The organism is Lacrimispora sp. (genome assembly GCF_047605665.1).
Lineage (GTDB): Bacteria > Bacillota > Clostridia > Lachnospirales > Lachnospiraceae > Lacrimispora.
In genome coordinates, this window is the sequence record NZ_JASGFH010000002.1 from 137,563 (window position 1) to 150,814 (window position 13,252).

Annotated in this window: 10 protein-coding genes; all 10 read left to right on the forward strand. The window is 49.5% G+C overall.

What is annotated here, in order from left to right:
- The first annotated feature begins 41 nt into the window (after positions 1-41).
- The 10 genes from QM657_RS01980 to QM657_RS02025 all read left to right on the forward strand — a co-directional run bounded on the left by QM657_RS01980 (position 42) and on the right by QM657_RS02025 (position 13,246).
- On the forward strand, positions 42-554 hold the full coding sequence (locus tag QM657_RS01980; protein WP_415064845.1) for a ferritin: 513 nt from the start codon (positions 42-44) through the stop codon (positions 552-554).
- A 90-nt stretch (positions 555-644) separates the two neighbouring features.
- Entirely contained in the window at positions 645-2,504 is a 1,860-nt protein-coding gene (locus QM657_RS01985) for a PrpR N-terminal domain-containing protein (RefSeq protein ID WP_415064846.1), read from the forward strand.
- Positions 2,505-2,669: 165 nt separating this feature from the next.
- Complete coding sequence (gene garR, locus QM657_RS01990; RefSeq protein WP_415064847.1) at positions 2,670-3,584, forward strand: 2-hydroxy-3-oxopropionate reductase; 915 nt, start codon at positions 2,670-2,672, stop codon at positions 3,582-3,584.
- 46 nt (positions 3,585-3,630) lie between these two features.
- The gene (locus tag QM657_RS01995) at positions 3,631-4,533 is read left to right on the forward strand and encodes a dihydrodipicolinate synthase family protein (RefSeq protein WP_415064848.1); all 903 of its coding nucleotides are present in this window, start codon (positions 3,631-3,633) and stop codon (positions 4,531-4,533) included.
- Positions 4,534-4,616: 83 nt separating this feature from the next.
- The gene (locus QM657_RS02000; protein WP_415064849.1) at positions 4,617-5,759 is read left to right on the forward strand and encodes a glycerate kinase; all 1,143 of its coding nucleotides are present in this window, start codon (positions 4,617-4,619) and stop codon (positions 5,757-5,759) included.
- A gap of 26 nt (positions 5,760-5,785) precedes the next feature.
- Positions 5,786-6,670, forward strand: a complete 885-nt coding sequence (locus QM657_RS02005; protein WP_415064850.1) for an aldo/keto reductase — start codon at positions 5,786-5,788, stop codon at positions 6,668-6,670.
- A 46-nt stretch (positions 6,671-6,716) separates the two neighbouring features.
- Positions 6,717-8,615 (forward strand): PrpR N-terminal domain-containing protein, encoded by a 1,899-nt coding sequence (locus tag QM657_RS02010; protein ID WP_415064851.1) that lies wholly within the window; start codon positions 6,717-6,719, stop codon positions 8,613-8,615.
- A 190-nt stretch (positions 8,616-8,805) separates the two neighbouring features.
- The gene (locus QM657_RS02015) at positions 8,806-10,134 is read left to right on the forward strand and encodes an enolase C-terminal domain-like protein (RefSeq protein ID WP_415064852.1); all 1,329 of its coding nucleotides are present in this window, start codon (positions 8,806-8,808) and stop codon (positions 10,132-10,134) included.
- Positions 10,135-10,273: 139 nt separating this feature from the next.
- Positions 10,274-11,632, forward strand: a complete 1,359-nt coding sequence (locus QM657_RS02020; protein ID WP_415064853.1) for an enolase C-terminal domain-like protein — start codon at positions 10,274-10,276, stop codon at positions 11,630-11,632.
- A 30-nt stretch (positions 11,633-11,662) separates the two neighbouring features.
- A complete protein-coding gene (locus QM657_RS02025) occupies positions 11,663-13,246 on the forward strand; it encodes an ABC transporter substrate-binding protein (RefSeq protein ID WP_415064854.1) in 1,584 nt (527 codons plus the stop codon).
- Positions 13,247-13,252: the final 6 nt, after the last annotated feature.

A 13,252-nucleotide genomic window follows, 5' to 3' on the forward strand; every position in this document is an offset into this window, starting at 1 on the left:
GATGAAGTCATGAAAAATAATGCAAAAGGAGGATAAGAATTATGTTAAACAAAGACATTGTTGCAAAGATTAACAAGCAGATCAATTTTGAGCTGTATTCTGCGTATATTTATCTGGATATGTCTAATTATTATTCAGACAGTAATTTAGGCGGCTTTGCAAACTGGTTCAGGATTCAAACTCAGGAAGAGCGTGACCATGCCATGCTTTTCATGGATTATCTTCTCTACAACGGTGAAAAAGTGGTGCTTGAGGATGTCAAAGCTCCCCATTTTGAGTACACTGATTTCCGCCAGCCGCCAGTGGAGGCTTATGCCCATGAGCTGAAGGTTACGGCAGCGATCAACGATATTTATGCGTTAGCATATGAATTAAAGGATTTCCGTACCATGCAGTTCCTTGACTGGTTCGTAAAAGAACAGAGCGAGGAAGAGAAGAATACGGATGAGATCATAAAGAGATACGATTTATTCGGAAACGATGCAAAGGGACTGTACCTGCTCGACGCAGAGCTGGGTGCCAGAGTTTATTCTCCGCCATCCCTTGTGCTGTAATTCCATTCTGAGATCATCACTATAACTTTTATAAAAAAGAGCAGCCCGGCCCCTGATAAGAGGCTGGGCTGCTCTTTTTGAGGAATCCATATGGGAAAGATTGCACTGCTCGTGTCCAGGGAGGAAATGCTTTATCAGGCGCATAATATTCTCCAGGAAAAGAAGTACGAGCTGAATGAAATGCGGGTCATAAAAACGGAAGATGCTGTTTCTGAGGCGAGGCGTTCCATTGGAGCCGGAGCTTCCATCATCATTGCCAGGGGGCTTCAGGCTTCCCTGATTAAGCAGTATACTGACATCCCGGTGGTGGAGATCGTCATAACCGCCCAGGAAATGGCCCTTTTGGTCAACAAAGCGAAACAGATATTAAAGAAAGAAAATCCCGTCATCGGGGTGGTGGGCTTTAAGAACATGTTCTGCGACATGTCTTATTTTGATGTCATTCATGAGATTGAAATGAGGACGTATTTTGCAGACAAGAGCCGCAGCCTGGAGGACATGACAAAGCAGGCCATAAAAGACGGGGTGGACTTGATCATCGGCGGCGATACGGCTGTGGAAATCGCCGGGGAAGCCGGAATTCCATCCCTGTTTTTATCCATTACCGAGGACTCTTTAAGAAATGCCCTGTCCATGGCGGAAAGCGTGGATTATGCCATGGGAGTGGAAAAGCGGAATGCAGCCCAGATGGAAACCCTTTTGGACCACTCTTTCAGCGGCGTTGTGCGGCTCGATGCTTCCGGGAACATTGTGGATTTAAACCCCATTATGGAGGATATGCTGGGAACAGTTAAGGAAAAGGTTTTGGGAAAGGCCGCCGGTGAGGTGTTCCCGGAACTTGGGAAGAATTATGGAAAAGAATCCTATTCCCTGTTTATGGAGATCAACCGCACTTCCGTGTTCGCTGCTGTGGCTCCGGTGGTCATTGACCAGAGGCTGGAGGGAGCCATTCTCACCTGCCACCGCATGAAAAAACGCCGGGTTCCGGAACAGGATTTAAAGGGAAAGGGGTATTTAAAAGGCCTGATCGCCCTGGGAGAATTTGAAGATATCTTTCAGGAGTCCCAGACAATGAAGGAATGCATACGGCTGGCAAAGCTGTATGCGCTGTCGGAAAAGGCGGTTTTTATTGAAGGAGAGGCGGGAACGGAAAAGCGTCTCCTGGCCCAGAGCATCCACAACGCAGGCCTGCATAAAGGCGGTCCTTTTGCGGCATTATCGTGTGAGGGGATTGAAGATGAAGGGCAGCTTGACATGATTTTCGGGGATAAAGGAGCCGTTGTTCAGGCAAATGGAGGCTCTCTTTTGCTGGAAGATGTCCAGTGCCTTACGAGGGCCAATCAATACCGGCTCTGCCAGCTCATCCGTTATAAGACCCGTCTGGGCAAAGACGGGACCAGATATCCGGGGCTGGATGTAAGGGTTATGGTCACCTCTGATGTGCCTTTGCAGGAACTGGCAGGGAATGGGACTATGAGGGAGGACCTTTATTATCTTTTGAGCGGGCTGACCTTGAGAATTCCTCCTTTTTGTGAGAGGAGAGAGGATTTGGAACGGAAGCTGATGGAAAGCATCAGGGAATGCTGTGACCATTATTCCAGATTCCATGTGCTGACGGGCGGTGCCAGAAAGCTGCTTCTCGATTATCCCTGGGAGGGGAACTCATTTCAGATAGAAAGCTTTTGTGAACGCCTGATTCTTACGGCCAATAAACGGAGCCTTGATGAAGGATTCGCAGAACAGGTTTTAAAAGAGATGTATCCCCGGTCTTTTAAAATGCGGGAGGAAGAATCCAAAGAAGATGTCCCAAAAGCGGTTCTTCCCAAAGAAGCGGAAAAGATTGCAGAAGCCCTGTTAAGGCACGGAGGAAACCGGGAGGAGACAGCAAAGGCTCTTGGAATCAGCAAGGCAACTTTATGGAGAAAGAGAAAAAAGTATCATCTGGAATAGAGATGTGAAATGAAATTGAAACAAAATAGAAATGAAAATGAAACGATATGCGGTTTGTACAGGAAACAGCCGCCCATTCAGTAAATCCGCCTATAGTAAAGTCCTCCCATTTTTCCTATAATCAGGACAGAGGTGGGAATGTCCCATCAACTGCTGACAGACAGAATGAGAAAAGAGAGGAAAAGAAAGATGAAAATTGGATTTATTGGACTTGGAATCATGGGAAGGCCTATGGCAAAGAACCTGGTAAAGGCAGGTCATGAGCTGGTTGTTTTCGATTATAACAAGGATGCTCTGGCAGACCTGGTTTCCTGCGGCGCAAAGCAGGCGGCAAGCGGCAAAGAGGTGGCTTCCCAAAGCGAAGTGGTCATCACCATGGTGCCCAACTCTCCCCACGTAAGAGCGGCAGTTCTGGGAGAAAACGGCGTTGCAGAAGGAGCAAAGCCGGGAACAGTGCTCATTGATATGAGCTCCATTGACCCGACTGAGAGCAAGGCCATCGGAGCGGAGCTTGAGAAATTCGGAATCGAGATGTTAGACGCTCCTGTATCCGGCGGAGAGCCAAAGGCCATTGACGGAACCTTGTCCGTTATGGTGGGCGGCAAGAAGGAATTATTTGATAAGTATTACGATATGCTGATGGTGATGGCAGGCTCTGTGGTATACGTAGGAGACCTGGGCTCCGGAAATGTGGCAAAGCTGGCAAATCAGATCGTGGTTGCTGTGAACATTGCGGCAGTATCAGAGGCCCTCACCTTTGCAAAAAAAGCAGGAACCGATCCGGAACTGGTATATCAGGCTATCCGCGGCGGTCTGGCAGGCTCCACAGTCATGGATGCAAAGGCTCCCATGATTCTTAACAGAAACTTTAATCCGGGCTTTCGCATTGAACTTCATATCAAGGATTTAAACAACGCATTAAATGCAGCCCATGCTGTCAGCTCACCGGTCCCATTAACAGGACAGTTAATGGAGATCATGCAGGGGCTTAAGGCAGATGGCTTTGAAAAAGAAGACCACTCCAGCATCGTGAAATATTACGAGAAAATTGCCAACACAAAGGTAGAACCGGAGAAATAAAAACCGGAATAATAAAACAGGCAAATAGATGCTGCTGGAGGGAAAGATGAATACAGATTTTATCAAAGGAGTTATTGTTCCCATTCTCACCCCAATCGATGAGAATGAGATGATTGACGAGGCAAAGTTAAGGGATCAGGTGGATTACGTCATAGACGGAGGCGTTCTTGGAATCCTGGCTTTTGGAAGCAACGGAGAATTTTATGTAGTGGAAGAGGATGAGATGGAGCGCGGTTTAAAGATCATGATCCATCAGTCCGCAGGCAGGGTTCCGGTGTACTTTGGCATCGGAGCCATCAGCACGAAAAAGTGCTGCCGCCTTGCAAAGATGGCAGAAGAAAATGGCGCAGCAGGAATTTCCATTTTGCAGCCCATGTTTTTAAAGCCCACGGAGGCAGAGCTTTATCTGCACTTTAAAACAGTGGCAGAGTCTGTTCCGGAGCTTCCTGTCCTTCTCTATAACAATCCGGGACGGGTAGGGTATACTATGTCGGGAAATCTGGTGGAGCGTCTGGCAACGGAGGTTCCCAATATTGTGGGGATGAAGGATACCAGCGGGGACATCACCCAGACAGCGGAATTCATCCGCAGGACCCGTCACACTGGCTTTAAGGTCTTTGGAGGCAAGGATACACTTTTGTATGCTTCCATGTGCCACGGGGCTGTAGGCGGGGTGTGCACTGCCGCCAACTTCATGCCGGAGCTGATTACGGATGTTTATAACAAATACGTTTCTGGCGATCTGGAAGGCTCTCTGGAAGCGCAGTTTAAGCTGAATCCGGTCCGCTTATCCATGGACCCGGCAAGCTTTCCGGTAGCGGCAAAGGATATGGCTAATTTAAGAGGCAGAAATATGGGCCTTCCCTATAAGCCCAACCTTGCAACACCGGAGGGGCCTGTACTTAACTGCATCAAAAAAGAGATGGAAACAGCAGGACTTTTGGATTAAAATACGATCAGGGGGCAGGCTGGCGGCTGTATGTAGGCTGCCGGCCTGTTTTTGTACAGGTATATAAGAAAGGGGTATTATATATGAAGTTTTTATTTGCATCGGATTCCTTTAAAGGGTCTTTATCATCTGAGAAAATCGTGGGAATCCTGACAGAGTCCGCAAAGAGCATATTCCCGGACTGCCGGTGCGCAGGAGTATCCGTTGCCGATGGGGGAGAGGGAACTGTGGATGCGGTAGTCAGCGCCATGAAAGGAAGTATCAGGACTGTGACCGTATACGGTCCTTTGATGGAAGAGACAACAGCCTCCTATGGGGTGTTCGGCGGCAGCCATGCGGTCATTGAGATGGCAGCGGCTTCCGGACTTCCCATGGTTCCGGCCCAAAAGAGAAATCCCCTCCACACCACCACCTACGGAACCGGTGAGCTGATAAAGGATGCCCTGGATCAGGGGTATCGGAATATTTCCATAGCCATCGGAGGGAGCGCCACCAATGACGGAGGGATGGGAGCTATGTCGGCTCTTGGAATCCGTTTCCTTGATAAAGACGGAAATGGCCTGACCGGATTTGGTGAGGATTTGGGAAAGGTTGAAACCATTGATGTGAGCGGGCTTCATCCGGCGGTAAAAGAAACAGAGTTTACCGTGATGTGTGATGTGACCAACCCCCTTACAGGGCCTGACGGGGCTACAAATACCTTTGGAAAGCAAAAAGGGGGGACCCCGGAAATCCTTGAAAAGCTGGAGGCGGACATGGAAGCCTATAGAAAGAAGCTTCTGGAGCTTACGGGCATTGATGTCAATGAAATACCGGGAACAGGGGCAGCAGGGGGGCTTGGAGCCGCTTTAAAAGTATTTCTCCATGGAAATATGAAGTCAGGAATTGAAACGGTTCTGGACTTAATTGAATTTGACTCCCTCTTGGAAGACGTGGACTTGGTCATTACCGGAGAGGGCCGTATGGACTGGCAGTCTGCCTTTGGAAAGGTTCCAAGCGGAATCGGAATGCGCTGTAAGGCAAAGGGGATTCCGGCCATTGCAATCGTAGGAGGGCTGGGAGACGGAGCTGAAAAGATATATGAGTTTGGCATCGAAAGCATCGTGACCACCATTCAGGGGGCCATGGAGGTGGAAGAGGCCATAGAGCGGGCCGAAGAGCTTTACAAAAGTGCCGCTGACCGGACCTTCCGGATGCTGAAAGCGGGAAGCGCATTAAGGCCGTAACAGGCTGGCTGTTGGAACAGGAGAACATGGCACAAGCAGGATTGGAGGAGCAGAACATGGGAAAGACGGTAAAGCTTCCTGACGGAACTCTGGTTTCGGCAATAGGGCAGGGAACCTGGTTTATCGGGGAACAGAGAGCAAAGAGGAAGGAAGAGACAGAAACCTTAAGGGCGGGCGTTGAGGCGGGAATGAGACTCATTGATACGGCTGAAATGTACGGAAGCGGAAGGTCGGAGGAGCTCATAGGGGAAGCCGTCAAAGACTGTGACAGAAGCCGCCTGTTTCTCGTTTCCAAGGTATACCCTTACAATGCAGGAAGAAAGAACATATTTAAAAGCTGCCGGGAGACTTTGCAGCGCTTAAATACGGATTATCTCGACTTATATCTGCTTCACTGGAGAGGCTCTGTCCCTTTAGAGGAAACAGTGGAATGCATGGAGCAGTTGAAAAAAGAAGGAAAAATCCGCCGCTGGGGAGTGTCCAACTTCGATACCGATGACATGGAAGAGCTGTGGAAGGTGCCGGGAGGAAAAAACTGTGCGGTCAATCAGGTCCTCTACCACCTGGCATCGAGAGGCATTGAATACGACCTTCTTCCCTGGCTGCGTGATCACGGGGTTCCTGTTATGGCTTACTGCCCTCTGGCTCAGGCCGGGGATTTAAAGAGAGGGCTTTATGAAAGCCCGGTGCTGGCTGAGATCGCGTCTGCCCATGGGTGCAGCATTTCCCAGGTGCTTCTGGCCTTTGCCGTCAGGGGCGGCGATATCATTGCCATACCCAGAACCGGAAAAAAGGAACACGCCCTGGAAAATGCGGGAGCAGGGGAAATAGAACTGACCGGGGAAGAACTTCGAAAGCTTGATCAGGCCTTTCCACCGCCTGACCGGAAGGTATATCTGGATATTGTGTAAAAAGCGGACCAAAGGACTTGTATATGGATAGGGAGCGGGGACAGCTATGGAACAGATCGGAATACTTCTGCCCAGACAGACCATTTTGGAGTTTGCCCAGAATGTGCTCAAACAAGAGGGAATTGAGGTACAGATATTAAAGGTAGTGGAAAATGCCAATGCGGTTGTGGAGGCACAGGAAGCATTGGCTGCGGGGGTGCGCATCATCATTGCCAGGGGCCTTCAGGCCACCTTGATTAAAGAGAATACAAACATTCCGGTGGTGGAAATGCCTGTTACCATCCGGGAAATCGGCATGATGGTCTTAAAGGCAAAGCGGATGCTAAAGAAGGAACATCCTCTGATCGGGATTGTGGCATTTAAAAATATGTTTGACAATCTGGATCATCTGGAGGAATTATTTGACTTTGACCTCCGCTTTTATGAACTCAATGCTTTAGAGGAGACCAGGCCGAAGGTGAGCCAGGCTATTATAGACGGTGTGGACTTGATCATCGGGGGAGTCAAGGCCAATCAGACAGCTTTTGAAATCGGCTTTCCAAGCCTGTTTGTGGAGACAGGAGAGGAGTCCATCCGCAATGCCCTTGGCCTGGCAATCCATATGATCGATTTAGCCAGAATGGAAAAGCAGAGTGAGGCTCAGATGGAGACTCTGCTGGACACTTCTTTCAGCGGCATCATTAAAATCAATGCGTATAAGGAAATTGTAGCGGTGAACCGGGTCATCGAGCAGATGATGGGAAAACCTGCGGATCAGGTGGTGGGATTTCCCATTGACAAGGTGATCAAGGGAATTGATACGGAAGGAATCGAGGGAATTTTAAGGGGGAGTGACGAGCTTTACTCCACCTCATTTTCCATCAGGGACCAGCCTTTGATGGTGGTGGGAGCGCCTATCCAGTACGACGGGCATTTCAGCGGAGCCATTTTGACCTGCCATAAGATGAAGGCGGCGGAAGGCGGAAATTCAGAGGTGTCCGGGACAAAGCTGGCAACGGGATATATTGCCAGCCGTAATTTCACCCACATTCTCAGGCAGTCCCCGGAAATGAAACGGTGCATCAAGCTTGCCAGGTCCTATGCCATATCCAAAAGTCCCGTCATGATATGGGGAGAAACGGGAACGGAAAAAGAGGTGCTGGCAGAGGCCATTCACAACAACAGCCCCCAAAAGGGAGGCCCCTTTTTAAACATCAACTGCGGCTCCTTATCGCCTCAGGAGCAGAGAGAGGTGATTTTCGGCTTTTCAGAAGAGAGCAGGAAGGGGGCCTGGGAAAGGGCTGCTTACGGAACGGTGCTGCTTCAGGAGGTGGACGGGCTCTCCATGGAAACCCAGTACCTGCTCTATAAGGCGGTTCATGACAGACTGTTCTGGTGCAACGATTCCATGGTGAAACGGGCTCTTCCTGTCAGGCTGATCGTCACCACTTCAAAGGAGCTGACGGTTCTCGTAAAAGAGGGCCTGTTCCGGGAAGACTTGTATTTTCTTCTCTCTTCCTTAAAAATTGAAGTGCCGCCCCTTAGAAAGACCAGGGATGACATTTCCAGGCTGGTCAGGCTGCATCTGGAACGGTTTAACGGGGCGTATTCCAGGTATGTGGAAATCAGCAGGGAAGCCTTAAAGGCCATGGAGGAATACTTCTGGGAAGGAAACCTGCTCCAATTGGAGGTTTTTTGTGAACGGCTGATTTTAACGGCCCACCGCAGGAAGGTGGAGGAGGGAATGGTGAGAAACCTTTTGCAGGAGCTTTATCCCCTCATCAGGGAGCAGGATGGAAGGGCTCAGACGGTGCTGTTAAAGAATCCGGAGGCAGTGCGCATTGCCGGGCTCTTAGACCAGCACCAGGGGAACCGGGCGCTGGTGGCGGAGGAGCTTAAAATCAGCACAACCACCCTTTGGAGAAAGATGAAACGGTACGGAATCGGAAGCAAATATGAATTGTAATACATGAAAAACCATTGTTTTATGAAAAAGATTGCAGCATTTTTGCAATCTTTTTTTCATGTTCAGAAAGAAAAATAAAGGCTACAAGAGAAGGGGAAGAAGGTTGGTGCTTCTGTCAATAGATGGAGGGGTGAAATAGGATTATAATTTACCGTAAGATCAAAAAGGGATGAGGAAAAGGAGAAGCAGTATGACGCCAATCATTACAAAAATGGAAGTTTATCCTGTAGCCGGAAAAGACTGTATGGAGCTGAATTTAAGCGGAGCCCATGCGCCGTTTTTCACCAGAAATATCGTGGTTCTTCACGGTGACAATGGGGAAACAGGAGTGGGGGAAGTGCCGGGAGGGGAGAAGATCACAAAAGCCCTTTTGGAATGCGTTCCCCTTGTGGAAGGGACCAGAATCGGGGAGTATAAGAGCACGCTGCTCAAGGTAAAGGCCCATTTGGATTCAAAGGGAGAGGAGGATGTGAGAGGAAACCAGACCTTTGACTTACGGACGGGAGTCCATGTGCTGACAGCCATTGAAGCGCCCTGTCTGGACCTTTTGGGAAAATACCTTGGAGTGCCGGTCTGTGAGCTTTTAGGTGAAGGAAAGCAGAGGGACAAGGTGGAGATGCTGGGATATTTATTCTTCATCGGTGACAGGAATAAGACGGACTTACCTTACGATTCAGAGCCTGACGCGGCGTGTGAATGGTACCGCCTCCGCCATGAAGAAGCCCTGACAGCGGAGCAGATCGTGGCCACTGCAAGAGCGGTCCAGGAAAAGTATGGATTTAAGGATTTCAAATTAAAAGGAGGGGTGCTGTCCGGAGATGAGGAAATGGAAGTGATCCGGGAGCTGAAAAAGGCATTTCCCGAAGCCCGCATTGACTTAGACCCCAACGGCGCCTGGCTTTTAAAAGACGCGGTGGAATATGTGAAGGGAATGGAAGGGATATTGACCTACTGCGAAGACCCCTGCGGGGCAGAAGGCGGATATTCCGGCAGAGAGATTGTCAGCGAGTTCCGGCGAAGGACAGGATTTCCAACAGCCACCAACATGATCGCGACAGACTGGCGGGAGGTGGGACACGCTCTGGAAAGTCAGGCCGTTGACATCATCCTGGCTGATCCACATTTCTGGACCATGAGCGGTTCGGTGCGGGTGGCCCAGATGTGCCACGATTTTGGCTATACCTGGGGTTCCCATTCCAACAACCACTTTGACATTTCCCTGGCAATGTTCACCCAGGTGGGAGCCGCAGTTCCGGGAAGGTACAATGCCCTGGATACCCACTGGATATGGCAGGAGGGCATAGAGCGCCTGACCAAAGAGCCCCTTCAGATCACAGACGGATGTGTGGAGGTTCCAAAGAAGCCGGGCCTGGGCGTTGAAGTGGATATGGACCAGGTGAAAAAGGCTCATCAGGTTTATCTGGATCACTGTCTTGGCGGCAGAGACGATTCCGTGGTCATGCAGTATTTGATTCCGGGCTGGAAATTTAACTCCAAAAAGCCCTGTCTCGTTCGCTGAAAACATACAGGCATGAAAGATACTTATTGAGGCAATCGGTATTAGTAATTGGATTTATGAGAATTTCACTGGTATAATGCATATATCAAACGGTCAGTTTGGGATAAAAATGAGCAATATTGCCAAATGGAGGGATTCTATGGATATGGAACAGAAAGGTACACCAGTGATAACCGGGATGCAGGTCATTCCGGTTGCAGGATATGACAGCATGCTGATGACCTTAAGCGGGACCCATGCTCCCTGGTTCACCAGAAATCTGGTGATTTTAAAGGACAGTGCGGGAAACACGGGAATCGGTGAAATTCATGGGGGAGATTACACCTGTGAAGCATTAAAAAGCTGTATTCCCCTGGTGGTGGGTCAGCCAACGGGCAAATACCGCACAATACTCAGCAATATCCACAAGGCGGGAACGAGAGCAGAAGAGGATGACGGGGAAGGAATCCAGACTCTGGATATCAGCAAGCTGAAATTTGTGGTAAAAGCGGAATGGGCCATTGAATGCGCTCTTTTAGATTTGCTGGGAAAGCATCTGGGGCTGCCCATGTGCGAGCTCTTAGGCGACGGCAGGCAGAGGGATGAGATAGAGACTCTGGGCTATCTGTTCTATGTCAGCGAAAAGGAAAAGGCCCATCCGGATTTAAGCTATCTGGATGAAGGAAACAGCAGTGATCCGTGGTTTAAGCTTCGCCGCCAGGAGATGCTGACACCGGAGCGGATTGTGGAACAGGCCCAGGTGCTTCATGAGAAGTACGGCTTTAAGAACTTTAAGCTGAAAGGCGGAGTTTTTGAGGGAATCAGGGAAATGGATGCCATCCGGGCGCTGAAAAAGGCTTTCCCCAATGGGCGCATAAACTTAGACCCCAACGGGGCCTGGAGCTTAAAGGAAGCCATTGAAATCTGTAAGCCCATGGAAGGAATCCTCACCTACATAGAAGACCCATGCGGCCCGGAATCCGGTTTTTCCAGCAGGGAAATCATGGCAGAATTTAAGAATGCGGTCAACCTTCCTGTTGCGACCAACATGATTGCAACGGACTGGAGGCAGTTTTACCATTCCGCCGCTTTAAAATCTGTGGATATTGTGCTGGCTGATCCTCATTTTTGGGGATTCGGCGGAAGTGTGCGGATGGCTCAGATATTAAACGACTGGGGACTGACCTGGGGCAGCCATTCCAACAATCACTTTGATGTGACGCTGGCGGCCTTTGCCCATACGGCAGCGGCGGCCCCCGGAAATCCCACAGCCCTTGACACACACTGGATCTGGCAGGATGGGCAGAATTTATTGGAGGATACGCCTGAAATCATCAACGGATATTTACAGGTTCCAACAAAACCGGGCCTGGGAGTCACCCTCAATATGAAACGGGTTATGGAGGCCAACGAGCTGTATAACAGCCTTCCTTCCCATGACAGGGATGACGCCATGGCAATGCAGTATCTCATACCGGACTGGAAATTTGACTGCAGAAAACCGTCTTTAGTGCGGTAAAAAATATATATAAAAATGGAGGGGTTTTTTATGAAGAAATCAGGTTTGACAAAAAGAGTGCTTTGTCTGGCTCTCTGCACCGTTATGGCAGTGATGACAGGCTGCGGAGGAGGCTCTGCTTCCAGCGGAACAGGCGGTTCCAAAAAAGAAGGAGGAGAGAGCCGGTTTGTTTTTGCAGGGCCTAATAACATCACCCAGTGGGACCCGTTAAATGAAAACAAGACAAATGCCTATATGCTTTCCAAACTGACCTACAACACTCTGGTAAATCCTTACGGAGAAAATAACACCATACAGCCGGAGCTGGCTACAGAATGGAGCGTATCCGACGATGGACTTGAGTGGACCTTTAAGCTGAGAGAAGGCGTGAAGTTCCACAACGGAGAAGATTTCAATGCGGATTCCGTGGTTGCCACTTTACAGAGGATGCTTGACAATCCTACCCTGGTTCATACCGCATTCTGGCCGTCTTTAGCAGGTGTGGAAGCCAAAGACACCTATACAGCCGTGATCAAGCTGAAAGAGCCCTGGGGCGCTTTGCTGTACCAGCTCATTGACACACCCATGTTCCCGCCAAAGGCCCTTGCAGAAAAAGGCGATGCCCTCTTTGAGTTCAACGAGACAAATAAGCCCATCGGTACAGGACCCTGGATCGCTGACAAATGGACACCAGGACAGGATGCAGAATTTGTCCGCAACGATGAGTACTGGGATTGGGGCAATGAAAAGAGCAACGTTGACCGGATCGTATACCGCCCGGTTATTGAAGACACCACCCGTGTTTCCGGAATTCAGACCGGTGACCTTGACATGATCGATGCCGTACCCGTAGAGCAGGCAGATATGCTGACCAGCGTTAAAGGGGTAAAGGTGGAAAAACTGTTAGGTTCTGCTATTGTTCACTTAGGATTCCGTTGCGCAGACGGACGTATTTTTGAAGATGTAAACGCCAGACAGGCCGTTAATCACGCGCTCAACAGAGAGCTTCTGGTACAGTCCATCGCAGGCGGCGGAGCAGCCAGCAACTGGCCATGCCCGGAAGGCGTCTTCGGCTATGACAAGGAAAATGCCAAGGTTCCGGAATATAACTTAGATATGGCAAAAGACCTTCTTTCCAAGACCTCTTATGCAGGCCAGGAAATCTCCTTTATCGCACCCACCGGAGTATTTGCAAGAAATAAAGAAGTAGCTCAGGCAGTTTTGGCAATGCTGACCGATGCAGGCTTTAAGGTGAATCTGGAAATCATGGAAAATGCAGCTTTCCAGGAGCGCCGTGCATCAGGAAATTACGATTTATACATTCAGAGATATCCTTTCCCTGCAGGTGATCCCGATTCCGTAATCACCCAGAGATGGTTAAACGATGCTCATAAATCCGGATACGTCAATGAAGAGATGAATGAAAAGATTCTGGAGCAGAAGCGGGAAAGCGATCCTGCCAAGCGTGAGCAGGTATTAAAAGAAGTGTTCGCGATTGAATGGGCAGAGGCAGCGCCTCATCTGGCTCTTTACCAGCAGGTGACAACCCTCGCTTACAGAGAAGGCATCACAGGCTTAAGAGTGCGGATCGACAATGTATTTGACTATTCAAAGGTATCAAAAGCCGCACAATAGTGATCA

Bases quoted from the DNA above. Each gene is read 5' to 3' on its own strand.
- QM657_RS01980 (WP_415064845.1), top strand. From the start codon at position 42: ATGTTAAACAAAGACATTGTTGCAAAGATTAACAAGCAGATCAATTTT.
- QM657_RS01985 (WP_415064846.1), top strand. From the start codon at position 645: ATGGGAAAGATTGCACTGCTCGTGTCCAGGGAGGAAATGCTTTATCAG.
- garR (WP_415064847.1), top strand. From the start codon at position 2,670: ATGAGAAAAGAGAGGAAAAGAAAGATGAAAATTGGATTTATTGGACTT.
- QM657_RS01995 (WP_415064848.1), top strand. From the start codon at position 3,631: ATGAATACAGATTTTATCAAAGGAGTTATTGTTCCCATTCTCACCCCA.
- QM657_RS02000 (WP_415064849.1), top strand. From the start codon at position 4,617: ATGAAGTTTTTATTTGCATCGGATTCCTTTAAAGGGTCTTTATCATCT.
- QM657_RS02005 (WP_415064850.1), top strand. From the start codon at position 5,786: ATGGCACAAGCAGGATTGGAGGAGCAGAACATGGGAAAGACGGTAAAG.
- QM657_RS02010 (WP_415064851.1), top strand. From the start codon at position 6,717: ATGGAACAGATCGGAATACTTCTGCCCAGACAGACCATTTTGGAGTTT.
- QM657_RS02015 (WP_415064852.1), top strand. From the start codon at position 8,806: ATGACGCCAATCATTACAAAAATGGAAGTTTATCCTGTAGCCGGAAAA.
- QM657_RS02020 (WP_415064853.1), top strand. From the start codon at position 10,274: ATGGATATGGAACAGAAAGGTACACCAGTGATAACCGGGATGCAGGTC.
- QM657_RS02025 (WP_415064854.1), top strand. From the start codon at position 11,663: ATGAAGAAATCAGGTTTGACAAAAAGAGTGCTTTGTCTGGCTCTCTGC.